This is a genomic window from Anabaena sp. UHCC 0451, assembly GCF_034931405.1.
GTDB lineage: Bacteria > Cyanobacteriota > Cyanobacteriia > Cyanobacteriales > Nostocaceae > RDYJ01.
The window spans coordinates 117,760-144,638 of the sequence record NZ_JAYGHA010000003.1 but is presented as its reverse complement, the minus strand read 5'-3'; the positions used below and the strand labels follow the sequence as shown (position 1 = coordinate 144,638).

The following is a 26,879-nucleotide window of genomic DNA, read 5'->3' as shown; positions in this document are numbered from 1 at the left end:
AATAATCTGTAGCCACAATATTAGTTTCAGAATTTGTTGAGACTGACACCAAAAGTAATTGGCTATATTCTGATCAATAAACAGTCGTATTCAATTATCCTTTCTGAATCCCAATTCACAGGAAACATTCCCACAATTCCAAACCCATTTTTTTCATAATTAGAGATACTTTCCGTCCAGTGAGGCATTCCTTCATATATAGGAATTAGAGACAGTTCCGACTGAAGCAGCACCACTTGATTAAGTATATTTCCCAAGCCATTGAAAACTTCTTGATCATAGCCTTGTGTGTCCATTTTGATAAAAATACGTTTGTTTTCAAAATCGGGGGCAATTTCATGTATTAGTGTATCGAGTCTGCGGACAGCAACAACTTCTTCCTTCATTCCTAGTGTTCCACTTCCAAAATGTTCCACACAATAGTCATTTACCTTGAGCAGAGAACTAAAAACTGTTTGCTGAGAAATATTAATTGTTTGATTAGAGTTCTGACTTCCTAATGCAAATTTGTGAATATGCCAATTGGGGTCAGAAGAGGAAACTGCGGCCAATTCTGCAAAGACAGATGAGACCGGCTCGAATGAAATAATTTCTCCTTGGTACAAAGACCTTAAATTGCGAGCAAACTGACCTTTATTAGCACCAACATCAATAACAAGATCAATTTTATATTTCTCAATAATCGACTTAATCTGAGCCTGATATGAAAACCACGCATCTGTCTTACATTGCTGGTTAATCACAGCGAAAGATTTGCGGCCAATTCGCTCTACTTCATAACCGACAAGGCTTTGAAGCAGATTTCTCATTTGTTTGCTGAACGCGCTCACAGTGTGCTTTCCTCAATAGCTTAATGACATTAAGTATTAATTATATAAAAATTTTCCGTATAATCCCTCGGTCAATCCAGCTAAGTTTCTTAGCAGTTTTGAACATAACCGCCATCATGCAAAAAAACGTTAAATTTGATACAATTTATCCAAATTAGGAGAGCCAAGGAGCAAAATAAAGTGGTCTTAACAAAAGGCTTTGAGATTGAGATTTATACTGGCACACCTCAAGGTGAAATTGTTGGTCTCTCCGACCAAATCGTTGCGGATTTGCAGGGATTTATGCGTGAGCCTGATAGCCGCAATGTAGAATACATAACTAACCCATCGACAAATTACGAAAATCAACTGTGTGGCTTATTGCGTCCCCGGCAACAGTTGCGTAAATATTTGCAGCAATTAGACAATTATACATTAATACCAGGCAGTACCCTGTCCTTGGGTGGCAGCGATCGCTTTTACCGTTCTGACCCCACCAACCCCTATCATGACTACATTGAGCAAAACTACGGTACAAAAGTAGTTACTGCCAGCGTACATATTAATATTGGCATCAGCGATCCAGAAATATTAATGCGTGCCTGTCGAATTATTCGCCTAGAAGCTCCTTTATTTCTTTCCCTAAGCGCCTCATCACCATTTTTAAATAGTCAAGCTACAGGTTATCATTCTACCCGTTGGGGACTCTTTCCCCAAACCCCCAGTCATGTACCCTTATTTACCAGTCATGCCCATCATATTCAATGGGTAGAAGCACAGATAAAAGCCGGAACAATGCAAAATATCCGGCATTTGTGGACATCAGTACGACCAAATGGCGATCGCCGTCCTTATGATCTTAATCGTCTAGAACTGCGAATTTGCGATTTAGTCACCGATCCTATTTCCTTATTAGCAATTACCGCCCTGTTAGAAGCACGGCTGTTACAAATCATTAACAATCCCCACATCGACCCCTTAACCCAAAGCAGCTTCTCACCCGCAGAACTAATTACCTTAACTGCAAAAAATGAAATGGCAGCGGCCACAGCCAGTCTTGATGCCCAGTTACAACATTGGCAAGATGGCAGTACCATCCTCGCCAGAGATTGGATTGCCCAAATGTATCAAGAAGTTTGGGGCATAGCCAAACAAAAAGGTTTCAGTTGTTTCCTTTCCCCCTTACAGAAAATTCTCCGCGAAGGTAACGAAGCTCAACAGTGGTTACAACTACACAAAGTTGGCGTGGATACCCAGCAAGTCATTAAACAGGCGATTATTGCTACCCAAGAACGGGAACAGGAACTAGAAAACAAAATATGTTCTTCCGCTATATAAAACCTACTCAAATCTACCTATCTACTGACAGGCTGATTCTTGAGTGTCGTTTACTTCCTGTTTCACCCTGAAAGTGTCGGCACTACTCAGTCCACAGGCTAACACTGTCTAACTGACAGCTTTTGAGACGCCAGTTGACGGCAGTTGCTACAAGCCGGGAAACCCGTCCAACGCACTGCCTTCTCTACTTGGGGAGACCCCAAGACCGCACTGGCTCAGATTAATAGCTGCGTTTAAATCCCTGTCGCATTCAAATCCACAACTATCACACTTAAACACTCTTTCACTCAATGATAGATTTTCTTTTTTTACACTACAATGAGAGCAGGTTTTAGAACTAGGAAACCATCTATCAACTATTACTAATCTTGAGCCGTACAGTTGACATTTGTACTCTAATTGTCTTCTAAATTCATAAAACCCCATATCAGAAATTGCCTTGGCTAGTTTATGATTAGCTAACATCCCTGATACATTCAAATTCTCTATCACTATCACACCGTGGTTTTTGGCTAATAGTGTAGTTAATTTATGTAATGTATCTTTTCTAAGATTAGCTATCTTTCTATGTAACCTAGCAATCGGTATTTGAGCTTTTTTCCAATTACTTGAATCTATTATTTTATGTCTGTTTAACCATTGTAATCTCCTTAGTTTATATTCATACTTTTTATAAGATTTAGCACCTGTAATTACTTCACCTGTTGATAATGTTGCTAGGTTTTTCACACCTAAATCTACACCCACAACATTATCTAAAGTTGATGTTTTTGGTTCTACTTCTATTTTAAAACTAATAAACCATCTATCGGCTTGGCGACTGATGGTGACTGACTTTGGTTGAACTTGAGGTAATCTTTCATAAGTCTTTAATATCCCTATTTTGGGAACTTGAAGTTTGTTATTACCTACTATTTTTACTGTTCCTTCCAAGGTAAAACTATCATGTTTTCCTTTCTTTTTAAAAAGAGGTACTCCTGAGATTTTTTGAAACCATCTATCCCAGGATTTTCTTAAATTTCTGAGTGCTTCTTGGGGTGCTGATTTGGAACATTCATAATACCATTTATTTTCAGGTTTGACTAATGCTACTAACCATTTATGTAAATCTATTGCTGTAGGAAATTTTATTTTCTCATCAGGATGCTCTTGGTTATGGTCTAATATCTGTTTAGTTAGAGATAATCCCCAATTCCAGGCATGACGGGCTACTCCACAGTGTTTTACTATGTTTATCCGTTGAATTCGATTTAACTTTAACTCGGTTTTAAATCCTAGTAGCAATGATTTTACCTCTCCTGTATTTCGGGGTATTTCACTACTTTCTTAGCTATCAAGTCTGAGCTTCAAAACTTATGATACTATAAGTAAAGTGATAGTAGTTTAATGTATACATTAATTAATAATATCCCAAGTCAGCTATGTATTAACCGAGAAATTTTTGTTGATGTTAGAGATGAGTCTTTAAACTTACTCATATCTTAATGATAGCTTTCTATTTAATCAGATATGAGTAGATTTAGATAGATACTTTGATTCAGTTACTAGCCCTCGTGGCTTAATTTAAAGGGGATAGGTGACAGGTGACAGTAAACAGGAAACGGAGCAGGGGAACAGGGGAGCAAGGGAGCAAGGGAGAATAACTTTCTATGTATTCCCAATCCCCAATCCCCAATCCCCAATCCCCAATCCCCAGTCCCCAGTCCCCAATCCCCAATCCCTTAGTTTTAAAAATCTAATCTCTTTGTAGTAGTTAATGCCTATTAACAAAACCTATAGGTTAACTCCATCTGTCATAGGGTTGATTTTGTCTGAGATCCTTATCAGTCCGTATATTTGCCCATTTTCATACTAATAGCCGTCATCAGAAAAATTAGGACAATCTTAAATTCTAGAATCTTTGTCAGACAAGAGTTTTCAAAAGCTGACTGCTGACTGCTATAGTTTTTTTAATTTTGAATTTTTCATGGTAATATGCCCCAGGTAGTCTTAGTTAACCCGCAAATTCCCCCAAATACAGGCAATATTGCTCGTACTTGTGCCGCTACAGGAACAGAATTGCATTTGGTCGGTCCATTAGGATTTGAAATTAGCGATCGCTATCTCAAAAGAGCAGGTTTAGACTACTGGCCTTATGTCAAACTGCACTATCACGAATCCCCAGAAGCGTTTCAAATCATTCATCAGCAGCGTGGCGGTAGATTGTTAGGTTTTAGCGTCCGTGGCAGTTTTAACTATATCAATTACCAGTTTCAAGCCGATGATTGGTTATTGTTTGGCAGCGAAACTACTGGTTTACCAGCAAATGTTCTCAGTACCTGTGACTCCACTCTCTACATTCCCATGCACGAACCCGGAGTTCGTAGCCTGAATTTATCCGTAAGTGTGGCCATTAGCTTGTTTGAATCCCGACGACAGTTAGGCTATTTACAATAGTTCACTTATTTTTAGGTAGAAAGACTTATTGGTTCTGGAAATTACAAATTTACTTTGGTTATCTTTTCCGTAATAAAACGTAAGTGACCGCCGGAAATTCCAGGAATTTGATACCTAACAAAAAATTCTAGTTAGTTAGCGAAGGCTCATATAAGAAATTTGTATAGTAACTTTGAATTCATGCCAATTGTCAATGATAGATTTTAGTGAATTGAAAATTTATCCATCCGAGAGATAAAATCAGCAAAAGCATCTACTGCCAAGCCTCTTGGCTATTTGTAACCTAAAACACAATCAACAACAGAAAAGCTCACTGCAAATTTGTACGGTTGTTTTTTAGGGAATAAAAAGCGTAAAGTCTCCAGTTGATAAGACGGATTGGATAAAAAAACTTAGAAAATATCTACAGCAGGAACATCGTTTTTTTTCAGAAGTCGCAGCAGCGCAAATGCTAACAGCAATATTGGACTCAGCAAAGCTATCTTATGTGTCTAGTCCACCCCCTGAACAGCAAGAGCAGCACGAAAACTAACAAGAACGAACAATCCTGAGTTTTGTGAGGAGTGATAACAGACAAATCAACGGAAAAATTTTAAGGTTTACTAACAAGTAAGAACTTGTCTAAATCAGAGAAGCAGGTTAATCTTGCCTAAGTATCTCTGGTGAATGTGATCTTGATATATCGTTTGATGTGATCTCAATCATGGATTAATATCCAAACTAATAAAATCAAGGTCAGTTAAGCGAAGCGTGATCATAGGAGGTCGTCTTTGAAACGAGCATTGAAAAAGAGAGTAAAGGTTGTGTTGAATAATACTCCCAACAACGATAGTGTCCCGGTCGAGCAGTCAAAGGAAACTAACCACAAAGCAAACCGCCGGGCGGGAACTCAAGCCGCGATGATTGGCTTGGCAATCTCAATGGGCGCAACCAGCCTTTTGGTGACTCGACAAAGCGATCAAGCCCAAGCTGCGGCTCCTGTTGGCAGTCAAAAAGCAGCCTCAACGATTTCTGCTGTTTCTGACACTGAGATAAAATTTACGGCCACAAAGCTGGAGTCCCAAGCCGTCTCTTCAGCGAGCGTGCCTGAAAATCCTGTCATTGTCGTGGAACCAACAGCAGTTTCGCAAGTGCCTGGGCTTGAAGCTAAATGGCCAGTTGCAGCCAAAGAAATGGCTGTCCAAATTTCCACATCAGCAGCTGATCAAAAAGCTGTTTACTTGCAACCGCAAGCAGAACAGGGATTGAATAGTAATTTAGTTCAATCACAATTACAAACCAGAAAACAACGGTTTGAAACAGAACAACAATTTTCTCAAAATCAGGGTGTTGCTGGCTCTCAACCCTCTGTCGTAATTGTTGAAGCAGCAAACACAGTCAGCAATGATGTTGATGCCCAACTGAAAGCGCAGCAAGAATTTGCTATTACCCGCTTGCAGGAAAAGTCGAGCCGTTTAAGAAATAGTCTGGCGGAGTTGCGGTCTGAGGAGACCAATAATTCATCACTAAGTGGTATTGAGGCAGCAAAACCAACCACTATAGTTAATAAAAATTTGGCAGAACAGGCGGAAGATTTCACCGATACTCAGCCAACCAGCCTAATATCCCGGTTAAAACAGGAGAAACTGACCAAAACTCCAGCGCCGAAAGTAGTTACAACTGCACCAGCCGCTCCCCAAGTTGTCTCTCAATCAGTGACAACAACCTACGAGGTTAAACCCGGAGACACATTAGCTGAGATTGCTACTAATTACGGTACTTCTATCTCAGAACTGGTCAAAGCTAATAATCTCAATGATCCCAATCAGCTGCAAATCAGTCAAAAACTGGTTATTCCTTCTGATGGAGCAGGGCGTATTAGTATCAACCAGTCAACTATAGCAATTCGTCCTACTTTTGTTCAGCCTAGCGTTCAGCCTAGCGTTCAGCCTAGCAGAAGTACCACAGTTGCTAGTTCTGCTCTGATGCCACCTGATTTAGATGCCAATCTACCTCTGGCTTCACAATCATCAATGAGCAACAATAATAGTGTTGCCATTCCCATCCCAGTGGCTCAGAAGAATCGGGTTAAAGTCAATACTCCTGCTCTTAGCAATAGCATTACCATACCCGTACCAGTAGCTCAGAATAATCAGCTGCAAAATCCAGAAGTTGAATTTACTTCCCCTAACTCTTATATAGGGAGTGGTGAGACTTCACTCATCAGCAGTGCTACGAGAACACAAACATCCTCAACACCTCAAAAGGTTTCTAAAACTAAGGGTACTGAGCGTATCCGCAGCTTGCAAGCCGAAATTGATAGACTACGCGAGAAATACCGCTCTCAACAGTCTGGTGTAACTGCACAAACAGTGAATTCAACTGATAATTCAGCAGTTCCGATTGTTGTCGAGAAAGCAAATAATAATGAGACAACTTCTCAGGTTAATGCTCAACTGAATGCAGTGGCAATTTCTGTACCTAAGCCCCTAGTGCCTAATAGCTACAGAGAACAACCTGTTAAGCCCTTATTGCAGGCGGCTCGACCCACCAATGACGAGCCAATTAACCCACAATTCCTGTCAAATCAAATACGTTTGTCAGGTAATTCTTCTCGTAGTTCATCCGGTATTAGGTTAACAGTTCCTTCTGCTGGTGCAAACTCTACCGACTCCTTGGGTAAATTGCGGGGAACTAAGGTGTCTCCAGCATTGCCACCTTTGGCCGCAGTAGATATATATCTACCTAAAGCTGTTGATCAGAATACAAATCCTCCATCTTCATCTACAGCTTATATTTGGCCAGCAAAAGGTACGCTTACATCTGGCTATGGCTGGCGCTGGGGTAGAATGCACAGAGGTATTGATATCGCTAATGGCGTTGGTACACCAATTTACGCCGCAGCACCAGGTAGGGTGGAAAGAGCAGGTTGGAATAACGGCGGTTATGGCATTTTAGTTGAAATCCGCCATCATGATGGCAGCATGACCCGCTATGCTCACAACAGCCGAGTTTTGGTGCAAGTAGGACAAGAAGTGGAACAAGGACAGACAATTGCTGCTATGGGTAGCACTGGCTTTAGCACTGGTCCCCACACCCATTTTGAACTTCATCCAGCAGGTAAAGGAGCAATTAACCCCATTGCTTTCCTGCCATCACGGACACAGGCACGCCTGTAAATACTTTGCTGTCTGTTAATTCAGTAATTGCCTTGTTTGTTGGAGGGAGTTTGACTCCCTCTTTTATTTTGGGAAAAAAATTTTGTTTTGGGAATTGCGATCGCTAAATTTGTATGCTATCTTAATAGAAGTTGATAAAACAACACGGCTCAGTAGCTCAGTTGGTTAGAGTACGGGACTCATAAGCCTGGGGTCGTCAGTTCAATTCTGACCTGAGCCATTTAAACAATTTGATATATAAGGGTTTTAGCTTTCGGTCATTTATAGCACTGGACGCTGAATATTTGTTTTAATTGTCTGAATCAGGATGTACAGGATGTTTTATTAAAAGTAATATACACCCTGAGAAATTACGATAATTCAAATATTCCAGAATATCAAAATCAAATATAATCCTGTTGAACCTTTAATCCTGGATATCCTGAATTTAAAGATAACAAATGTGGATAAATAGAAATTTATTATTAATTACATCTATTTTTCATCCTCCCAAATTGTGTAATTCTCTTTAAATACATTCTCCCAAGTTAAAGCAGTAATTTCTGGCTTTTTACCCATTTCATCCCTAGCATCTTGTTTAGCAGATGTAAAACATTTATCCCAAATAGACTCTAAAAACTCTCGATTAAGACTAGGCATTTCTTCTTGACTATCAGCAATTTCTCTCCTTGCTGAACGAATAGAAATAACCCAACTAGCACTGCGTTTTTCTGGCTGACATTTCCATTTAATTATATGTAGCATTAATCGAGTTAATTGACTAATAACTGCTCTTTTTTCTGATCTTCCCATTGACTCTGCTAAACTCTCTAAAATCTGATCAACTTCTGCCATTTTTCCCTCCTTTAGCAATTCCTTGGCTTTTTTCACTGCTAAGTATGGTGATTGAAATACCAGTTCATCCCATGTTAATGTCATAATTAAAATGCCTCTCTTTTATCAGTTGCTTATGCTTTGATTGTAACTAAAATATTTTCGGAATCAGGATGTACAGGATGTTTTTTATATTCATCTACATTTTCAGAAATTGCACTAAATTTAATCTTCCAAAATATCAATATCAAATATTATCCTGTTAATCCTTTAATCCTGGTTATCCTGATTCAGACAGTTAAATTTTAATAGAAAACGGTGCATTAAATAAAGTTGATTAACGCACCCTAAGAGCAATATTATTTGAAAGGAATATATTCAACAACATTCATCCATTCATCAATCTCTGAAGCTTTAGCAATAAATTCTAAATCTTGCACAAATTGACCAATTGTACCACCTAGTTGATGTCCAAAAATTAATCCTGAAAACTGTTTTTCTTCTTTTTGCCAAGTTTGAGCTAAAACTCGAAAACGAATATCTTGAGTAAATAGGACTCGTTGTAGTTCAGTCACTCTTTCTAATAATTTATTATCAGGAAGTTCTTGGGTTTCATCATCAAAAGCAGTTAATACATCCACACCCCGACGACGCAATTGTGATGTAATAGATTGAGGTACATGAACATCCATATATAAAGCAATGGTCATTTACAACAGTCCTTTAGCTTTCATTCTGCTGTAAAATGGAGATGATACTAATTCATTTTTGCTTTGTTGTACTTGTTCCCATTCTTCTCTAATTTCTTGGTCAATTTCTTCTTGGTGGTCAAAGTAATAACCCATAGTAGCATGAGCTTCAGCATGAGTTAAATAAGGATGTTGATGACACATTTCTTCCACAGACCAACCATAAGCAATATAGTCCATAACAATTTGTGCTACTCTAATACGCGGAATACGCTGTAATCTTGCTGGTTGATCTTCGGTTTTTTCAATATGCGGGTAATTCAGGGTTAACATATTATTTGATTTAGCTATGTCGCTCGAATCACTATATTTTAGTATATCATTTTTTGTCTGAATCAGGACACCCTTCGGGAAGTCAAAAGTCAAAATTCAAAAGTCAAAAAATTATTTATTTTCAGAAGTTGCATTTTGTCTGAATCAAGATGTCCAGGATTTGAGGATGTACAGGATGGTTTTTTAATATTCATCTACATTTTCAGAAGTTGCGATAATTTCAATATCCCAGAATATCAAAATCAAATATTATCCTGTTAATCCTTTAATCCTGGTTATCCTGATTCTGACAGTTAAATTTTAATAAAAAATGGTGCATTATATTTCATTAACTAAATTTCAAAACCATCCATTATAACTGCATCCAGCTTTCATCTTTTCTAATAACTCCACATCTTCAGGTTTTACAGAATCTTTAAACATATATTTTATATTTTTACATTTTTCTTCTTGTTTTTTACAACCATCATTTTCTCTATAATAATAGTCTAGACAAATTAGTTTTCTCATATCTTCATACCCTCTATAAATATGCAAAAGTTCGGAGTTGCTATTTATACGCACAATTTCCTTCTGTTCATTTTCTAATCTTATAGATTCTTGTTTCTTTTCCGCTAAATATTCATTGTGAATATCTACTATATGAAAAGGTAATGAGTAAACAATAAATATACTGTAAATTAGAATAATTATATTTTTAAAATAGGTAATCTTAGGAGAACGAAAAATCTTTGAAATCACCAGAATAGCTATCATAGGATAAATAATCATCCCAAAAATTAATAAAATAGGTTCATATCTGAAACTCAAGTCTAGATTTTTTATAAATTGATCAAAATTGTATTTTTCAAAATCAATTATTTGTATTGGTAGTAAACTGTAATCAAAATTATACACGCTTAACATATCAAATCTCCTGGTATTAATACTAAGTTTTTGTTACAGACCAATTATATGAAACATCATTTATACTAATATCAATGTTTAACAATTATTTTATTTTTTTACTTAACAGTACATTACATTTTATTAACGCACCCTACGAGATGAGCGATCACACTGTGTAGTAATTTATCCTAACTAATGCTACATTAACAACAAGTAGATAAATAGGTTAGTAAATTTATGAGCGAACAGACTCCAGAACACATCAATAAAATGGATTGGCGTATAAATAATTTGACATTAGCTACCATTCCATTTGTTCATCCTGATTCATCAAACCTCATGTCTACTGTAGGTGCAGAGGTGGAATTTGGAATACTTTCTTATGGGGAAGAAAGTTTTGGCCTCACGATTCCTAATACTACTGCTTTATTTCTAAATTTATCACACATCTATTATTTACAAGCTGAACAATTGATTAATAAATGCGTTTTAAACAAGAGGGTTGGTCATTTACCAGACAGTGATGTATTTGAATTCTATGAACAAATGATGGCATCAATAGTTTTTGCATATACTTGCTTGGAATCATTTGTAAATGAAGAATTGCCGGATGACTATATTTATGAAGTTGTAGATAGCAAAGGTACTCAGCATTATAATAAAGAGCAAATTGAAAGGTATCTAAGCTTAGACACTAAATTAGGAGAAGTTATTCCTGTTGTTTTTCAGGTTCAAAGTCCCAAGGGAACAAAAATATGGCAAGATTTCAATAACCTGAAAAAAATTCGAGATCGTATCATTCATATAAAAACAAGCGATAGGAATTTTGGAGGGTATGATGACAAATCGATTTGGAATGTAATATTATCTAAGCCTCTAATAAAAACATATGATACTGCTAAAAATATAATGCACTACTTTTTGAATACTAAAGAGCAGACACCACGTTGGTTTGATAAGTGTCCTTTTTAACATTTTAAGGTTTACCATTATATGTTTTTAAACCATGTAGAGACGCACCCCAAAAACGCCTCTACAAAAACCCTAAACTACAAAACCTCCCTACCCAAATAAACCTGCAAAACCTCCGGTACTTTAATCGTTCCATCAGCTTGCTGATAATTCTCCAAAATAGCCGCCATCGTCCTTCCCACAGCTAAACCAGAACCATTTAAAGTATGTACAAATTGCGTCCCTTTCTTACCAGCTTCCTTAAACCGAATATCCGCTCTTCTGGCTTGAAAATCAACACAATTAGAACAACTAGAAATCTCTCGATACTTCCCTGAAGATGGCAACCAAACCTCTAAATCATAGGTCTTTGTTGCCCCAAAACCTAAATCAGCAGTACATAAATTAATCACTCGATAAGGCAATTTTAAACCCTGTAAAATTGACTCTGCACTAGCAACTAACTTCTCTAATTCCTCAAAAGAATCTTCCGGTTTTACTAACTTCACCAACTCCACTTTATTGAATTGATGCAATCGAATTAAACCCCGCATATCCCGTCCATAACTTCCCGCTTCCCGACGAAAACAAGGAGTATAAGCACAGTGATAAATTGGTAATTCTTCTGCGTTGATAATTTCCCCCCGATAAAAATTTGTAACCGGAACTTCCGCAGTAGGAATTAACCACAATTCATCATCTGCACATTTAAAACTTTCCTCTGCAAACTTAGGTAATTGTCCAGTTCCCGTTAAAGAATCTGTATTTACTAACAACGGTGGACTAATTTCAATATAGCCATTTTCAATATGTTTAGAAAGCATAAATTGAATTAATGCTCTTTCTAAAGCTGCACCAGCACCTATAAGACTGACAAACCGACTTTGGGCGATTTTAACCGCTCTTTCAAAGTTCAAAATTCCCAATTTTTCGCCAATTTCCCAATGAGGTAAAATATTCGGGTTTTCCGGTTTATATTCATCTCCCCATCTTCTCACTTCTGGGTTATCATCTTCACTTGCACCGATGGGAGTAGAATCACTAGGAAGGTTAGGAAGTGCTAAGAGTAATTCTTGAATTTGGGCTTTTAATTCTTTTTCCTGGGGTTCTAATTCGTTTAATGTGATTTTGAGGCTGTTTCCTTCTTCCTTTAAGGCTTGTATTTCTGGATCTTGAGGATTAACACCAGATTTTACCTTTTGTCCAACCAGTTTACCAATTTCATTACTACGGGCTTGTAATTCGTTGCGTTTTAATTCTAGTTCCCGTTGTTTTTGGCTTAAATCTAATATAGGCTGAATATCGTATTTACCACTACGACTGTTCAACTTGTCTTGTACGAGTTGGGGATTTTCTCTTATTTGTTTAATATCTAGCATTTTTTGCTTGTTCTTGGTCGGGTTCTAAGTTGTTATATCATTTCTTCACGCAATTATCACTTGGTAATGCGATTTAGCAGAAACAGTGAAGCTACAAGCCCTGCAAAATGCGCTGAAATAGTATTTGTATTAGCCTGAACTACTAGCATATCTAAACCGCTAATAATCCGAGTGGGGTCAAAAAGTTGGGTTGTTGCGGCTTGTGGAGATATAGACCTAGCTACGAGTGTACCAACAATGGCCTGCGCTCCCAACAGCGTTACTAGTATTCCTCCCAAATTCACCCATAGTCCCAATCTTAATATTTGCACGCTTTCTAGTTTACGGGGACGATTGGTAGGATTGGAGGATTCCAGTTGTTTACCAATTCTGGTGTAACGATAGGCTAAGTACATTCCCACACCTAAAACAACTAGCCCACAAATAGCCAGAAATACACCAAATCCAGTTCCAGGATTGTTGTTGGGACTACCGGCTCTTTGACTAAATATGGCAAATAATAAAACTATTATCCCAGAGATTACGCCTAGAACCAGTTGAATCCAGAAACTAATCCAACCAGCTAGGCGAAAATTTTGGGCAATTACCCGAAGATTAGAGGATGGGGTTTCAAAATTTTGCGTCATAAAACTAAAAATTAAATATATTGGCTAATTGGTAATTGGTAATGGGTAATTACTCAATTTATACTGTCACCTGTCACCTGTCACCTGTTCCCTTCACTTCCAGAATAATTGATAATGAATAAGTCAGATCAAGTCAAAAAATAACAATTCATTATGGATACTGCTATAGTGCCATCTACTTTCCTGCTAACATTGTTGTTATCAGTTGGTTTGTTTTTCTTTATTCGCGCTTCTACTAAAGACCGCATAGAAAAAGCGAAATTAGTATCTGAGCAAGATGAAGCTAGTTTAATGACCCAACTAAAAGATTATTTTCGCTCCCGATCTTACCGCGTTACATCTGTAGATCAAGAACAGAATCAAGTCATCTTTGAAGGTTTTGTCAGACCTAGCTGGTTTCTAGCTATCTTTTTGACTGTTTTAGCAGCTGTTGGTTTTGCTTGTCTATCTCTGGTTTTATCTCAGCTTATTTCTAGTCAAAGTCCATTTTTGCTGGCTTTAGTTCTTTTATCACCCTTGAGTGGTATATTTTATTGGCAAAAAGCTGGAAGAATTGAGAAAGTGTCACTCAAAATGGAAGCAATTCAAAATGAACAACACTTCTCAAGTATAATTACTGTTATTGCCCATCGAGATGAACTCGCTGAGTTACAGAGGGCGCTACAGTTAAAGATGGTTGATTGAACTTTGGGTGTTAATCCAACGTTCAAGGAATCACGTCCTGATGATTAAATACAAACTTCTGACTGAATACCTTTTCTGGATGAAAATAAGCTTTGTTGAGCGCAAATTCACAGATAATTAGGTATGACTTTTGAGGAAAGGAACAGTAGGGAGGAGGCAAAACAAATCTAATGTTGGCAGTTTTGCTGACTATTTCTGTCATCGGCATTATTTAAATCCGCTGACAGAAAAATTTGGCAGTTTAAGCCAGAGTGGTCGAAGCAATACGCTTTTTTTATGTGCTTGATTTTGTTGCTACTCCCTGCTATATGAGCAGACTAGATATCAAACCATTGCAGCCTTTTACAGCAAAATAGTTGATGCTCTAATTTGGGTAAGCTCTACTGGCGGTTCAGCTACAAACTTAAAAAAATTTAAATTTTTGCATAAACTGCTTAATTTTGCCAGTTAATTAATGTCAGAGTCAGAAGTAAGAAGTCACATTCAATCCGTAAAAAATCACAATTTTAGATGTTAACGACTAGCCACAGCCACTAATTCTTGAGCAGCAGGAGGTTCTAACACTCTCAGACTGGGAAACAAGAAATGATTTTCTTCTACGTATTGAGCGCCAAACAGACCTTTTTCCGCCCAGAAATAACGGTCTGTTGTATGTTCATTCCGTTTTACAAGTAGCAATGCAGGAGGCAAGATACCTTCAGCTTGAATGAATTTTCTCGCTGCTGTCACAGGTTTATCTTCGCCACTTTCGATGCTGTATTGAGGCACGTGTTCTAAAATCCGTCGTCCTTCTTGACGACGACGACTTTTCCGTTTACGTCTCCTTGCCAACCTATTGTCCTCCTCTTTCAAGCTATAAGATTGTAGTCATAGCTACAAAACCCGTCGTAATTATATAAGTTCTACTTGAAAAAATCAATGGGTTTTAACCTTTTGATACAACTAAAGTCATCTATTTGCACTTTAGAGAAATTATCAGTAGCCAGATAGCAAATTCAGTACAGTATAAATAACTAGAAAATTGGAAATAGTCAACAAAATTAGCTTAACCGACAGAAGCCCCACGACTGACCCGAAGGGCAGCGTGGGACGGACACTTTGCTCAAGTCGGCAGAGCCGCCCACGCAAGTGTCCTCATGAATGGCGCGTGAATTAACGACGGTTTTTCGACCAAAGCGACAGCGAGGGAGAAAAACATGGAGGCAATTCACACAACCGAAATAAAGCTAGAAAGAAAGTTGCTAGAGTCCATAGAAAGATAACTAATTGTAGAGAAGATTTTCTCCATAAACTATCTCGTAGGATAGTTAACGAAAACCAAGTTATTGTGGTGGAAAATCTTAATGTTAAAGGCATGATGCAAAATCACTGTCTGGCTAAATCTATTCAACAAGTTGGCTGGGGAATATTTTGTACCATGCTAAAATACAAGGCAGAAAACGAAGGTAAGATTTATCAAGAAGTTGATAGATTTTTCCCGTCATCAAAAACTTGTCATGTATGCCTTAATCAAGTGGGAAGTTTGCCACTGGATATAAGATTTTGGACTTGTAAGAAGTGCCAGACCAAACATGACAGAGATATTAATGCAGCGATAAACCTCAGAAATGAGGGACTACGAATTATGACCTCTGGAACGGGGGATAAAGCCTGTCGCCCAGAAGTAAGTCGCAGTAATAGAGGACGCAAGAAATCTACTACTGTGCTTTCTGTTGGGCAGGAAGCCCACACTGTACCGTCAGGTCAGTGTCGGTAGTTCACTAGCTTGAATCAGCATTTCAGACTAATGCCCTAATTCCGTATTTTTGGACAGCAAGTAGTCAGCATTCAGTTTTGGCAAACCCCTGTATAATCAATATTATCGGGCTAATCATGCTGACCAGAGAAGAATTTTGTCAGGCATAATCCTACCTACGTATATTTAAAAAACTAAAAAATCAAATAACAGTCTTATGATTATTTCTTTGATTAAAAAGCTAGAATAATGTCTTCTATTCTCTATTCCCTGTTAGGGCTTCCCTGCTAATCCACAATCCTGAGCAAGAGCTAAAAAATGTTAATGTCTGCCAGTTCTGATTTTATTGCTCTGTGTCGAGAGCAAATATCGCTGTTAACTCAAGGACTGGGAGCGTCTTTGAGTGTTGTTTATTTAACGCAAGAATTAGTAGACAGCCCCACAGGTGAGGCGCAATTGATTCCTGTGGTGGTTTACCCAGAAACGGCAAGATTAAAGCATGGAGAGCAGTTAAATCAGGGTACAGTCAACAAACAAATCAAATTTGGTCATATTTTGGCTCTGCCAGATCAACGGGGAAAGTTATTGACAGCAGGATCAACATCTGCTTCTCCATCTCAGGAGTCTGGAAACAAAAATACCACAACCCAACCCAATTTAGAAGATGAATATATCTTCAGTGGGAATCAAATTGTTTTACCTCTGATTTATGAAGGTTTAATGATGGGGTTATTGGTGACAGGAAGGGAAGATAGAACCTGGAACGAATCAGAAGAGAGCGAAATTCAGCGCATAGCTAAAACTCTAGCGATCGCTTGTATTTTAGATCAGCGTCGGGCTTGGTTACAGCAGCAGCTACATCAACAGCAAATTTTTCAAGAACAACAACGGGATTTACTCGATAATCTTTTGCACCAGTTTCGTAACCCTTTGACGGCTATTCGTACTTTTGGTAAACTGCTGTTGAAGCGATTGCGACCAACCGATCCTAATCAAAGTGTAGCGACTAGTATAGTGCGGGAGAGCGATCGCCTCAAAGAATTATTACAACAGTTTGATCAAGTTATAGATTTAACAGATGCAGATTTAACACCCATTCCCTTACCAGAATCTCCGGTGATTGTCGAAGCATCTGTGCAGAAAGCAGCCAAACCACTGCTATTATTGCCAGGAACAGGGGAAAATGTTGCTGATTGCGACTTAACAGATTTATTAGTACCATTATTAATATCTGCTCAAGCTATTGCCCAAGAACGTAATCTGCAATTAATCGCAGATATTCCTGAAAACTTACCATTGGCAAGAGCTAATATGAAAGCATTAACAGAAGTTTTGAGTAATATTATTGATAATGCTTTAAAATATACTCCGGCCGGTGGGAAAATTTGGATTCAAGCAGGGCAGAAAAAAGCTAATTTTCAAGGCATTGCTATTAGTGATACAGGTCCTGGTATTCCAGCGGAAGATTTAGAACATTTGGGAGAAAGACATTACCGTGGTGTACAAGCACAAACAGAAATCCCCGGTACAGGTTTGGGAATTGCGATCGCTAAACAATTGATAGCACAAATGCAGGGAGAAATAGAAGTCTTCAGCCCTGCATCTCAACAACAAGATCCCCGACTTCTCCAAGAAGTCGGGGATCTAAATCCCACAGGAACTACTTTTATTATTTGGTTGCCTGAAGTTCAAGAGTAACTGGTAATGGGGAAAAACTCTTACCCAATCCCCAGTCCCCAATCCCCAATCACTATTGCAGAGAAATTAACAGGTTTTGATTGATTGTCATTTCTAAATCTGTGTTAGGTTCAATGGCAATTAAATCAACACTATTTCTACCAAAGAAAAGACCAATCAGCGCCCCAATACCAGCACCTCCCAGAACTTCTTCTGTCGCAATAGCGCGATCGCCTGTCACCGCAGATACCGCTGCCGCTGCCGCTGCACCCAAAACAGTATTTCTGATAATTGAACTAGTGCTAGTCCCTTTTCTCACAGTCTCAACTTTAGTAATCACACCAGAAGTAGCACTAATATTATATTCTTGCCCATTGGTTAAAACTAATTTTTCAGCCACAAATTGAGAACCATTTGTAGCCGGTCTGAGATTACCAATCACTTGACTACCAGCAGGAATAACCACTGTACCATCTTGGGTAATCACATTTTGTGATGTTGTCAAAATTAAAGGTGCAGTTTCATCTTTTGTCACCAGAATTTTTTCTGCCTTTTCATACTTCACAGGAATCATAGTTCCTTGGGGAATAGTTACAGTTGTAACTGGTGGTGGAGTAGTTTGCAGAGCCACAATATAAGGTGAATTAATTGCAGCAGCTTGATTAGAACTCACCAAAGCTTGGTAAATAAAAGCCGCTACCTGCGCTCTAGTAGCAGTAACACTGGGATTGAGAAACCTAACATTCGGATAGTTAACTACAATTCTTCTCTCAGTAGCCGCAGCTATGGGACTACGGGCATAGCCGGAGATACTGCCAGAATCGTTGTAATATTGGAGAGTGCTTTCAGTATTACTCATAGCAGCATATTCCAAACCGTTAGCCAAAGAAACTAAAACCTGTTCACGGGGAATAGCTTGATTCGGTCTAAAAACATTACCAGGATATCCCGATAAAAACCCAATGGTGTAAGCTTGTCTAATGGCGCTGAATGCCCAATAATTACTGGGTACGTCGTTAAAATTGATTGGTTGCCGTTGTGCAGATTTACTAAAAGCTTTGTTAATCATCGCGGCAAACTGAGCGCGTGTCACCGGTTCTTCTGGACGAAATGTACCATCAGGAAATCCCGCTATTACACCCCGTTGTGATAATTGTTGAATAAATTGTGATGCCCAGTAGTTAGATGAAACATCAGAAAAACCCGTTTGTGCTAAGGTTGGCGCAGATGTCATTAAAGGTGCTACAGTACCGACTGTGACACTTAAAGCCATAAATAGGGCTGTTTTTGATTGCAAGCGATTTAAAGTAAACATTGATTTTACTCCTGTAAAAATTATTTGTTCTTTTTGTTAACTACTCTGTTAACTACCTAGACAATTTTGACATTAAACAGTTCCTATGTTTTTTATATTTTGTATATAGTTTCACCTGTAGTCTTCTTTCTCCAGTTCAAGAACAGTTTAAGCTTATGAAGCAATAGATACCCTACTTCTAAAGTAATAAATCCCCTACCTCTTACCGAAGTTGGGGATCTAAGAACAAATATTTGTAATAAAAGTCACGACTTCAATTCAGTTAAGTCTATTAACGGGAAAGCACCAAATTGGACAAAAGTGTGATATCTAAATCATCCTCTGGTCGCAGAACGAAGACATCAGCTTGTTTTTTTCGTAACAGTATACTGGCTAAAGCACCAGCAGCAGCACCACCAACAGGTTCTAAAACTTCAATTTTTTTGTTACCCGTCAGTAGTGAAATCACAGTAGCAGCACCAGCACCAATGGCCGCATCTGTTAATACCCTTCCTGTATCAGTTCCCTGGGAAATTCTTTCGGTTTCAGAGATAGTGCGAGAATTAGCACTAATCTGTTGCCGTCTTCCAGAACTAAACACTAATTCTCTGGCTACAAAGCGCACACCTTGTTTCTTATTGTCATTGTAATAACCACTATCCAAGTTAACTGGTTCTAACTCTCCCACAACTTCAGTTCTAGCAGGAATTAAAACATTTCTGTTGCTGTCGATAATATCGTTAGCTATTCTCAAAGTTAGGGGTAATCTTTCTCCAGGATTAACAATTACTTTCTCTTTTTCATAAGTAACAGGTAAGGTAACATTTGCCGGAATAGTAACTGTGCGAGATTGATTAAGATTGAATTGTGCTTGAGCAGGAGTAAAGGTAAATAAAGGAGTGACAGCACCTGTAGTAATAGCTATTGCCATCAGTGCAGCAGTTTTAGATTGCCAACGCATAAGACTACTCATATATGATTTTCCCAATGATATGTGATAGGTGTGATGACGTGGGTTGACTGGGATAGTTTCTTCAATTGTCAGTTGTCAGTTGATAAGTATATCTCGTTCCCAGTCTCCGACTGGGAATGCCATCATAGAGGCTCTGACTCTGATTTAATAGAAGGCAGAGCCTTCTGTAATTCATTCCCATACAGAGTATGGGAACGAGAAAAAATCTAAAATTCTTAAATTTGACTGTATTTTTCAGGGTGAGACTCAGTTTCCCAGTTACCAAGAGGATAAAAAAGATGAGTAAATACATTATTTTGGTCAGCGGCCGCAACCGAAGAGCGTTGTAAAATACTTGCTAAAAGCAAAGGTAAACGATTAGTCGAGATTATCGACACAGAGGATGAACCCCTGTCCATAATATGTATTTTTGAGGATTACCCAAATGAGTGAAACAGCTACTCAAGTTCCTATCACTACTATTGTTCCTATGCTGAATGCAATTAGCGATCGCAACTGGCAACAATTCAAAATGTTAGAAGCTAATTTTGTTAATCAGTACGGGATAGATGTATGGGAAGAAGTGTTTAATTTCCGTCTCAAGCCAGCATTAGATAAAGATTCTGATCGTTGGTTATTAATTCAAAAATGCAGCCAGGGAATTAAATCTGTAAAAACCCTAGCTTAGTTTAGGTAAGTCCTATGGGTAATTGGTAATAAATTGGCAACAGGTGAGAAAACCCTAGTTTCAATCCTGTTCATCCTTTAATCCTGGAAATCCTGATTCTGACAATTTCCCAAACAAAAACCCGCCCTTGGGCGGGTTTAAATTTGTAGGATTGATGAAACGCCTACTATGCAACTAACTCATCACTTAACTTAGAAGCTGAAGGTAGTACGCAAAGTACCTACATAAATGGTACTGTTGGCATCGTTGTGATTAGGATTCAAGATTACCAACAAACCAGGTGTGAGAAGAATGTTGTCAGAAATCTTCATCTTGTACAGACCTTCTATATGATAAGAAGTATCGGGTTCTCCAGCCACGTTTGTACCAGCCAATTCACCGCCTGTAAATTTAGGTGGTTGACCGAAGATCAAACCTAAAGTATTACCTTCTCTACCAAAGTCCTTCACACCAAGTGTTGCAGCCCAGTAAAAGAAGTCTCCACTGGCGGCAGTACCACCTACAGTATTGGCATTTGTATAACCTAACCAACCACCCAATGTGATTTTTTTATTAGGGTTGAAGCTTAATTGTAAACCGTAGTTGTTGGATTCAACACCAGTAGCAGCAGTGCCAAAAGCAGTTACAGCAGCTGCTGATCCTGGGTTATTAGCAAAGTTGCTTCCAGTGCCACCAAATAAGTTTAAGGTCTCACCAGTAGTCTGATAAGACCGAGCGTAGGCTAAACCTACGTTGAAAGATTTACTGGGCTTAAATGCTATCTGACCGAAAATAGTGTTACTACCATCAAATAAACCTTCTCCAGCAGATGGATCAGCAGCATCATCCCTACCTGTGGCATAATAAGCTGCACTCAAGGTCAATTTATCACTAGGACTGACGTTAACTGTAATACCTGCACCATCTTTAGCTAGGCGATAGATAGGGCTGAAACGTCCATAACGAGAGAGCGCACCTGAACCACTGCTTCTGAAATCAGGGTTGAAAACGTTAACGTTTTCATTCAACTCACCACCAACAGCATCAATCTTGACGCGGATTTTGTCACTCAGGTTGAAAGCGTAGTTAACTTTGTCGATACTAACACTGTTATCAGCAGCAGCAACAGTACCAACGTCATAACCCAAACGAGTCATGTTAGTTCCTGTACCACCAGTAGCAACACTAGAGTTATTTTGGACGATGTTACCTGCATTCAACCGGGTTTGCAGCATATCCTTACCAGTGAAGCTGCTTTCTAAGGTCAAACGTACCCGGTCAGAGAAAGTGGTGTTTGTATCTACGTCTAAACCACCTACTTGATTACCACCAAAAGCCTGAGACACGCTGAAAATAGCCTCACCTTTCAACTTGGTGGTGGTGGAAAATTGATTAGCTTCTAACTCAGAGGTACGCGCTTCTAAAGCATCAACACGACCACGCAGAGTTGCTAATTCAGCAGAAAATTCTTCTTGCAAACGCTGCAAGGTAGCCAAATCTTCTTTGGTTGCCATGTCAGCGGTTGCTGTAGCAATCAATTCATTAACACGGTCCAAGCAAGCATTCAAACCAGCTGCAAATTCATACCGGGTCATAGCACGATTACCACGGTATGTACCGTTAGGATAACCAGCAATACAACCGTAACGCTCAACTAAAGACTGCAAAGCTTGGAACGCCCAGTCAGTGGGTTGCACGTCAGAAAATTGAGAAACGGATGTTACTTGACCGATGCTATTAGCTTCTTGGGACAGACTAGCAACGCTGGTTGCTTGTTCTTGGCTAACTTCATTTGCTAATACACTGTTAGCAGACAGCAAAGTAGCTGCAATAGCTGGACTAACTTTCAGAACATTCCAAAGTTGTTTTGTCATGTTTTTTACTCTCTCACTCACACCTAAAAAATTCTAAGGTTATGATAAGTTCCCTTTATTATTCAGGGAATTTACACATAAAATTCTCAGTAATCACTATACATGATTTATGCCGATTAACACAACCCCCTATTTTAATTTTTTTAATTTTTGTCTTAAATCCCTCTTAATCTGGGAGGTAAGTTCAGAACGATACTGCGTTTATGGCGTAATATTTTCCCTTCTTCTTCAAATTTTTGTAAAAGGCGTGTAACCGTGACTCTAGTCGTGTTCAGTACCTCTGATATATCCTGATGAGTAACATTTAAATCAATTAATCGACCCTGTTCTAAATCACGACCAAATTTTTCACTTAACCACACTAAAAATTGCCACAGTTTTAGTGAAGTGGGTTTTTGATGTAATATGCTTAAAAGTTCTTCCGCTTGTTGGATATGACATAACAAAGCCTTGATATCTTCATGCCAGAGATGAGGCGGTATCATTGTTGTTTCCACACTTGTCAAGCATTCAATTTGGTAAGGTTTGATATTTGACAAAGGATAGCCAACTATATCTCCTGAACCCCAATAGCCTAATGTGATATATGTACCTTCTTCAGTCCAAGTCAAGGTACGAACTATGCCTCTATCAATCCGCCACAGTACATCATTTCTGACTGGAATTATTGACCGACGAGTACATAAGTGTTGGCTTAAGTTTTTGTTTGCTGGGGATATTAGGGTTTCAGTTGTAGAAAACGTCATTTTTAGATTTTAGATGTGTAGGAAATTTGGTTGTTGTTGATAGCTTGGATCATGTAGCTATACCAACTTATAAAGTTACGGGGGGAATTTTATAGTCGAAGGTTTGTATAATTTGTATAAATATTTTTGTGATGTAATTCCTAATTATTCTCATCCATAAAAAACAACAATGTTGGTAATTTAGATGTTGTTTCCTAATTAAAACAACTAAGAATTATTTAGGACTTATTATTAATCTAAGTATTTGTAGGGTGCGTCAGACTGCATAAATTTTATCAATAAACAGATTTGTTGTATCTGACGCACCCTACGTATCGTTTCATAAATCAAATATTATCCCTATAACAACTTATAAATGCAGAAGATTCGGAAATAACCACCTGTGATGTCAATCAATGTTAAGCAACTACAAAAGAAGTATTTAACTTGTTTACTTGGTAAAGTAAGGGTTAATATCTATTCAGATAGAAAATATTTTTACCTATCTCTCACTACTCTAATCCTGAAAGTTTAAGAACAGGTAAGCTTTTAGTGAAATGTATGTTATTTAACTTATTTGTTGTTCAAGTTGGCAAAAAGCAACAGTTATCAGCCCAAAGTATACAATAAACAGACTAATAACTGCTAACTGATACTAGCGTTGGCCTGTGACAATATATGCAACTCGTTGACCAATATTAGTAGCGTGATCTGCCATTCGTTCTAAACATCGAATTGCTAAGGTTAAAAGTAGAATTGGCTCAATTATGCCTGGAACATCCCGCTGATATGCTAAAATTTGGTATAAAGTATCATAAGCATTATCTACAGTATCATCTAAAAATTTCATACGCCGACCACTGACTTCATCCAAATCGGCCAAAGCCACCAAGCTAGTTGCTAACATTGCTTGGGCATGATGTGACATCAGCGCAATTTCTGGTAAAGAAGCATGAGGTGGGTAAGGAAAGATTTTAATGGCAATTTCCGCTAAATCCTTGGCATAATCTCCAATACGCTCTAAGTCTCGTACTAACTGCATAAAAGAACTTAAACAGCGCAATTCTTGAGCAGTAGGGGCTTGAAGTGTCATGATTGATGTACATTCAGACTCTATTTGTCTATAAAAGCGATCAATCTTTTTATCTAATCTGGGTAGTTCCTCAGCTGCTGTTAAATCACGGGCAAATAACGCTTGGTGGCTGAGACGGAATGATTGTTCTACTAAAGCTCCCATACGCAATACATCACGTTCTAAACGTCTAATATTGCGTTCAGGTTCGGGTTTTTCAGAGTTGGGATAATGAAAACCAGCTTTCACACTTTTAATCTCAAAATTTTATATTTTTTTAACTATAGTCTTAACTTAACGGGTTTGCAATAGCTTCAGGGAGGTGAATTTGTATCCAAGCGCCACCAGTTTCAGGATGGTTCATGGCCTTGATTACTCCACCATGGGCTATAATTATTTGTTGAACGATGGCTAAACCCAGCCCACTACCAGTAATTGCAGTTGTTTCACTACCCTCAGAACGTGACTCGTGGTGTCTGGCTTTGTCTCCTCGGTAAAATCGCTCAAACACATGAGGTAAATCTGTGGGGTCAAAACCACTACCAGAATCTATGATATTAATTTCCAATAGTTGAGATTGGCCATAGCCTATAGTCAAGTCACTAACAGAAATGACCTTAACTTCAATGTGAATACTGCTATAAGGAAGACTGTATTTGATACAATTATCTAATAAATTAACAAATACCTGGTACATTCGGGATTGATCAGCTTGGATGCTGATGCGTTCTGGACCAGAATAAGAAATACTTAGATGCTGATGTTGTGCTAATGGTTCTAATGTTTCTTTAACTGATGTAATGAGCGATCGCAAATCCATCACTTCTGGATGTAATTGCATGGTGGAGTTAGTTTCCATCTGTGTCAATTCCAACCAGCTTTGCACCAAATTAATCAGCCGATCAACTTCCTGCATTAACCGCTTTACCCAACGATCTAAGGGTGGATCTAAACGGGATTGTAGCGTTTCTGCGACTAAACGAATAGAGGTTAGAGGTGTTCTGAGTTCATGCGCGAGATCAGAAAAAGAGCGATCGCGTTGCTGATTCAAATCTAGCAATGGTTGGCGATTTTCTAAGAATACTCCTACTTGTCCTCCCGGTAAAGGCAAACTGGTAGCTTTTAAAGCCAAAGGTTGTAATTCTAACATGGCTTTAGCATTTTCACGGGAAGGGTGAAAAATCCATTCTCTGATTTGGGGTTTTTGCCAATCACGAGTTTGTTCAATTAACTGATCAAGTTCATAAGACCTTACCAACTCTAACAATAAGCGCACCTGTCCTGATTGCCACCTTTGCAGATCCAATATTTTCCTAGCTTGCTGATTACACCATAATAATTGATTTTCCTCGTCTACTTGCAAATATCCCAACGGGGCAAAATCTAGTAATTCCTTGTAGGTATCTAAGGACAGCTGAAAGTCTTGTTGTTGTTGCTTAACATCTGAGATTTCCTGACGTAAGCGAGGAAGTAGAGGTAGTCCTATTTTATCAGAACGGAATTTTAAAGGTTGGACAACCCGCTCCAAATAGCTGTTGATTTGAAACTGTTGCCAAAGCCAAAAACTCAGTCCGACGGATAAACCCAGAATAAATCCCAATAATAACATTTAAGTCGTTAGTTGTGATGTAATTACTCCAAACTAACAACTATATGCACCAGTTAACCAAATCTATAACCAAAACCTCTCACAGTCACAATATATTCTGGGTGGCTGGGGTCTTGCTCTAATTTTTCCCGTAACCAACGGATATGAACATCGACAGTTTTGCTATCACCAACAAAATCTGGTCCCCAAACCTGATCTAGCAATTGCTCCCGTGACCATACCCGACGAGCATAACTCATAAACAGTTCCAGTAAGCGGAATTCTTTTGGTGATAAATTTACCTCTTTTCCTCGCACCAACACACGGCATTCTTGAGGATTTAAAGTAATATCTTTATACTTAAGTACGGGGACAGATGGCAAATTAATTAAACGTTGACGACGGAGCAAGGCGCGACACCTAGCCACCATTTCCCGCATACTAAATGGTTTCGTTAGGTAGTCATCTGCACCTACTTCTAAACCCAGCACTCGGTCAGTTTCACTACCTTTGGCACTAAGCATCAAAATCGGAACTGAGTTACCTTGATGACGTATTATTCGGCAAATATCCAGTCCATTGATTTGCGGTAGCATCAAATCTAAGACTACCAAATCAAAAGACGATTCCCCTGAATTGGATTCGCAATTTTTGAGTTGGTCTACAGCTGCTCGACCATCAATAGCCGTGATGACCTCATAACCTTCTTCTTCCAGCGATACAGATAGCATTTCCCGGATCAGTTCTTCATCTTCTACTACTAAAATGCGGCTAGTTTGTCCTATATCCGATTTAGCGGAATACTTAGTTAATTCGGTGGTATACATTGATGACACAATATTTGGAGACTGTACTTGTACTGAATAATGTCTGAACCAAGCTGCATTCACATTGATTTCAGGGGATCGATGTTAAACAAATTGTATTGAATATAACAAATTGAATATATTATAAATCACATTTACTACGAGTGAACAAGTATTTTCAACAACTATCGATATTTATTCTGATTCAGGGATATTTTGTCTTGACAATCACAAATTAGTTAAGTATAGTACAAATATACTAATATCTACTCTTTGCAAAGCAAACTTGACCTCCAAAACTCTTGAGTATAAACTATACAGCTATTGGCTCAATATTTATACTGCATTAAAACCGCAGATTTAAAGGCTAATTTGTGTCTATCGG

24 protein-coding genes, 1 tRNA gene and 1 pseudogene are annotated in these 26,879 nt (G+C 38.4%); 9 read left to right on the top strand and 17 right to left on the bottom strand.

The genetic code is table 11. The annotated features are described in order from the left end of the window. Positions 1-62: 62 nt before the first annotated feature. Positions 63-809, bottom strand: a complete 747-nt coding sequence (locus VB694_RS03565; protein WP_323358940.1) for an FkbM family methyltransferase — start codon at positions 807-809, stop codon at positions 63-65. A 201-nt stretch (positions 810-1,010) separates the two neighbouring features. Here VB694_RS03565 and gshA point away from each other — a divergent pair, with 201 nt between their 5' ends. Then, entirely contained in the window at positions 1,011-2,147 is a 1,137-nt protein-coding gene (gshA, locus tag VB694_RS03560; protein WP_323358939.1) for a glutamate--cysteine ligase, read from the top strand. A gap of 147 nt (positions 2,148-2,294) precedes the next feature. Here the strand turns inward: gshA and VB694_RS03555 are convergent, their stop codons facing one another. Beyond that, the gene (locus VB694_RS03555) at positions 2,295-3,431 is read right to left on the bottom strand and encodes an RNA-guided endonuclease TnpB family protein (protein ID WP_323358938.1); all 1,137 of its coding nucleotides are present in this window, start codon (positions 3,429-3,431) and stop codon (positions 2,295-2,297) included. A gap of 690 nt (positions 3,432-4,121) precedes the next feature. On the opposite strand from VB694_RS03555, the gene VB694_RS03550 reads away from it, so the two are divergent. The 3 genes from VB694_RS03550 (at position 4,122) to VB694_RS03540 (ending at position 7,961) form a co-directional block, all read left to right on the top strand. After that, a complete protein-coding gene (locus VB694_RS03550; RefSeq protein WP_323358937.1) occupies positions 4,122-4,583 on the top strand; it encodes a tRNA (cytidine(34)-2'-O)-methyltransferase in 462 nt (153 codons plus the stop codon). Positions 4,584-5,386: 803 nt separating this feature from the next. Next, positions 5,387-7,741 (top strand): peptidoglycan DD-metalloendopeptidase family protein, encoded by a 2,355-nt coding sequence (locus VB694_RS03545; protein WP_323358936.1) that lies wholly within the window; start codon positions 5,387-5,389, stop codon positions 7,739-7,741. 146 nt (positions 7,742-7,887) lie between these two features. After that, positions 7,888-7,961: transfer RNA gene (locus VB694_RS03540), tRNA-Met, on the top strand. 254 nt (positions 7,962-8,215) lie between these two features. Here the strand turns inward: VB694_RS03540 and VB694_RS03535 are convergent. The 4 genes from VB694_RS03535 to VB694_RS03520 form a co-directional block, all read right to left on the bottom strand. Then, the gene (locus tag VB694_RS03535) at positions 8,216-8,659 is read right to left on the bottom strand and encodes a DUF29 domain-containing protein (protein WP_323358935.1); all 444 of its coding nucleotides are present in this window, start codon (positions 8,657-8,659) and stop codon (positions 8,216-8,218) included. A 254-nt stretch (positions 8,660-8,913) separates the two neighbouring features. Next, on the bottom strand, positions 8,914-9,264 hold the full coding sequence (locus VB694_RS03530) for a DUF5615 family PIN-like protein (RefSeq protein ID WP_323358934.1): 351 nt from the start codon (positions 9,262-9,264) through the stop codon (positions 8,914-8,916). Then, positions 9,265-9,576, bottom strand: coding sequence for a DUF433 domain-containing protein (locus tag VB694_RS03525; protein WP_323358933.1), 312 nt, complete (start codon positions 9,574-9,576; stop codon positions 9,265-9,267). It lies immediately after the preceding gene. Between the two features lie 339 nt (positions 9,577-9,915). Further along, positions 9,916-10,482: a hypothetical protein gene (locus VB694_RS03520; protein ID WP_323358932.1), complete on the bottom strand. Its 567-nt coding sequence runs from the start codon at positions 10,480-10,482 to the stop codon at positions 9,916-9,918. A gap of 219 nt (positions 10,483-10,701) precedes the next feature. Between VB694_RS03520 and VB694_RS03515 the strand changes: the two genes are divergently transcribed. Further along, positions 10,702-11,436: a hypothetical protein gene (locus VB694_RS03515; protein WP_323358931.1), complete on the top strand. Its 735-nt coding sequence runs from the start codon at positions 10,702-10,704 to the stop codon at positions 11,434-11,436. 77 nt (positions 11,437-11,513) lie between these two features. Here VB694_RS03515 and serS read toward each other — a convergent pair whose 3' ends face one another. After that, positions 11,514-12,794 (bottom strand): serine--tRNA ligase, encoded by a 1,281-nt coding sequence (gene serS / locus VB694_RS03510; protein WP_323358930.1) that lies wholly within the window; start codon positions 12,792-12,794, stop codon positions 11,514-11,516. 56 nt (positions 12,795-12,850) lie between these two features. Then, on the bottom strand, positions 12,851-13,420 hold the full coding sequence (locus tag VB694_RS03505; protein WP_323358929.1) for a DUF3611 family protein: 570 nt from the start codon (positions 13,418-13,420) through the stop codon (positions 12,851-12,853). Positions 13,421-13,573: 153 nt separating this feature from the next. Here VB694_RS03505 and VB694_RS03500 point away from each other — a divergent pair, with 153 nt between their 5' ends. After that, positions 13,574-14,104, top strand: a complete 531-nt coding sequence (locus VB694_RS03500; protein WP_323358928.1) for a cofactor assembly of complex C subunit B — start codon at positions 13,574-13,576, stop codon at positions 14,102-14,104. Between the two features lie 513 nt (positions 14,105-14,617). Here the strand turns inward: VB694_RS03500 and VB694_RS03495 are convergent. Beyond that, the gene (locus tag VB694_RS03495; protein ID WP_323358927.1) at positions 14,618-14,935 is read right to left on the bottom strand and encodes a DUF3155 domain-containing protein; all 318 of its coding nucleotides are present in this window, start codon (positions 14,933-14,935) and stop codon (positions 14,618-14,620) included. 424 nt (positions 14,936-15,359) lie between these two features. On the opposite strand from VB694_RS03495, the pseudogene VB694_RS03490 reads away from it, so the two are divergent. Both VB694_RS03490 and VB694_RS03485 read left to right on the top strand, forming a co-directional pair. After that, positions 15,360-15,860: pseudogene (locus VB694_RS03490) on the top strand (RNA-guided endonuclease InsQ/TnpB family protein); the annotation flags it as partial. Between the two features lie 297 nt (positions 15,861-16,157). Next, the gene (locus VB694_RS03485) at positions 16,158-17,537 is read left to right on the top strand and encodes a HAMP domain-containing sensor histidine kinase (RefSeq protein ID WP_323358926.1); all 1,380 of its coding nucleotides are present in this window, start codon (positions 16,158-16,160) and stop codon (positions 17,535-17,537) included. 52 nt (positions 17,538-17,589) lie between these two features. Here the strand turns inward: VB694_RS03485 and VB694_RS03480 are convergent, their stop codons facing one another. The 3 genes from VB694_RS03480 to VB694_RS03470 all read right to left on the bottom strand — a co-directional run bounded on the left by VB694_RS03480 (position 17,590) and on the right by VB694_RS03470 (position 20,160). Further along, positions 17,590-18,831 (bottom strand): S-layer homology domain-containing protein, encoded by a 1,242-nt coding sequence (locus tag VB694_RS03480; RefSeq protein WP_323358925.1) that lies wholly within the window; start codon positions 18,829-18,831, stop codon positions 17,590-17,592. A gap of 271 nt (positions 18,832-19,102) precedes the next feature. Then, positions 19,103-19,783, bottom strand: coding sequence for a conjugal transfer protein TrbI (locus VB694_RS03475; protein WP_323358924.1), 681 nt, complete (start codon positions 19,781-19,783; stop codon positions 19,103-19,105). A 215-nt stretch (positions 19,784-19,998) separates the two neighbouring features. Next, entirely contained in the window at positions 19,999-20,160 is a 162-nt protein-coding gene (locus VB694_RS03470; protein WP_323358923.1) for a hypothetical protein, read from the bottom strand. 47 nt (positions 20,161-20,207) lie between these two features. Here VB694_RS03470 and VB694_RS03465 point away from each other — a divergent pair, with 47 nt between their 5' ends. Next, complete coding sequence (locus tag VB694_RS03465) at positions 20,208-20,450, top strand: hypothetical protein (RefSeq protein ID WP_323358922.1); 243 nt, start codon at positions 20,208-20,210, stop codon at positions 20,448-20,450. A 191-nt stretch (positions 20,451-20,641) separates the two neighbouring features. Here the strand turns inward: VB694_RS03465 and VB694_RS03460 are convergent, their stop codons facing one another. The 5 genes from VB694_RS03460 to VB694_RS03440 form a co-directional block, all read right to left on the bottom strand. After that, entirely contained in the window at positions 20,642-22,303 is a 1,662-nt protein-coding gene (locus VB694_RS03460; RefSeq protein ID WP_323358921.1) for an iron uptake porin, read from the bottom strand. A gap of 155 nt (positions 22,304-22,458) precedes the next feature. Then, positions 22,459-23,049 (bottom strand): Crp/Fnr family transcriptional regulator, encoded by a 591-nt coding sequence (locus VB694_RS03455; protein ID WP_323358920.1) that lies wholly within the window; start codon positions 23,047-23,049, stop codon positions 22,459-22,461. A gap of 634 nt (positions 23,050-23,683) precedes the next feature. After that, complete coding sequence (phoU, locus tag VB694_RS03450) at positions 23,684-24,349, bottom strand: phosphate signaling complex protein PhoU (protein ID WP_323358919.1); 666 nt, start codon at positions 24,347-24,349, stop codon at positions 23,684-23,686. A 40-nt stretch (positions 24,350-24,389) separates the two neighbouring features. Continuing rightward, entirely contained in the window at positions 24,390-25,709 is a 1,320-nt protein-coding gene (locus VB694_RS03445) for a HAMP domain-containing sensor histidine kinase (protein ID WP_323358918.1), read from the bottom strand. Between the two features lie 53 nt (positions 25,710-25,762). Further along, entirely contained in the window at positions 25,763-26,515 is a 753-nt protein-coding gene (locus VB694_RS03440) for a response regulator transcription factor (RefSeq protein ID WP_323358917.1), read from the bottom strand. Between the last annotated feature and the right edge of the window lie 364 nt (positions 26,516-26,879).

Coding starts and splice junctions, on each gene's coding strand:
- VB694_RS03515 (WP_323358931.1), top strand. CDS start 10,702: ATGAGCGAACAGACTCCAGAACACATCAATAAAATGGATTGGCGTATA.
- VB694_RS03465 (WP_323358922.1), top strand. CDS start 20,208: ATGAGTGAAACAGCTACTCAAGTTCCTATCACTACTATTGTTCCTATG.
- VB694_RS03505 (WP_323358929.1), bottom strand. CDS start 13,420: ATGACGCAAAATTTTGAAACCCCATCCTCTAATCTTCGGGTAATTGCC.
- VB694_RS03550 (WP_323358937.1), top strand. CDS start 4,122: ATGCCCCAGGTAGTCTTAGTTAACCCGCAAATTCCCCCAAATACAGGC.
- VB694_RS03455 (WP_323358920.1), bottom strand. CDS start 23,049: ATGACGTTTTCTACAACTGAAACCCTAATATCCCCAGCAAACAAAAAC.
- VB694_RS03440 (WP_323358917.1), bottom strand. CDS start 26,515: ATGTATACCACCGAATTAACTAAGTATTCCGCTAAATCGGATATAGGA.
- VB694_RS03480 (WP_323358925.1), bottom strand. CDS start 18,831: ATGTTTACTTTAAATCGCTTGCAATCAAAAACAGCCCTATTTATGGCT.
- VB694_RS03485 (WP_323358926.1), top strand. CDS start 16,158: ATGTTAATGTCTGCCAGTTCTGATTTTATTGCTCTGTGTCGAGAGCAA.
- VB694_RS03500 (WP_323358928.1), top strand. CDS start 13,574: ATGGATACTGCTATAGTGCCATCTACTTTCCTGCTAACATTGTTGTTA.
- VB694_RS03475 (WP_323358924.1), bottom strand. CDS start 19,783: ATGAGTAGTCTTATGCGTTGGCAATCTAAAACTGCTGCACTGATGGCA.
- VB694_RS03520 (WP_323358932.1), bottom strand. CDS start 10,482: ATGTTAAGCGTGTATAATTTTGATTACAGTTTACTACCAATACAAATA.
- VB694_RS03530 (WP_323358934.1), bottom strand. CDS start 9,264: ATGACCATTGCTTTATATATGGATGTTCATGTACCTCAATCTATTACA.
- serS (WP_323358930.1), bottom strand. CDS start 12,794: ATGCTAGATATTAAACAAATAAGAGAAAATCCCCAACTCGTACAAGAC.
- VB694_RS03445 (WP_323358918.1), bottom strand. CDS start 25,709: ATGTTATTATTGGGATTTATTCTGGGTTTATCCGTCGGACTGAGTTTT.
- VB694_RS03460 (WP_323358921.1), bottom strand. CDS start 22,303: ATGACAAAACAACTTTGGAATGTTCTGAAAGTTAGTCCAGCTATTGCA.
- VB694_RS03565 (WP_323358940.1), bottom strand. CDS start 809: ATGAGAAATCTGCTTCAAAGCCTTGTCGGTTATGAAGTAGAGCGAATT.
- VB694_RS03525 (WP_323358933.1), bottom strand. CDS start 9,576: ATGTTAACCCTGAATTACCCGCATATTGAAAAAACCGAAGATCAACCA.
- VB694_RS03535 (WP_323358935.1), bottom strand. CDS start 8,659: ATGACATTAACATGGGATGAACTGGTATTTCAATCACCATACTTAGCA.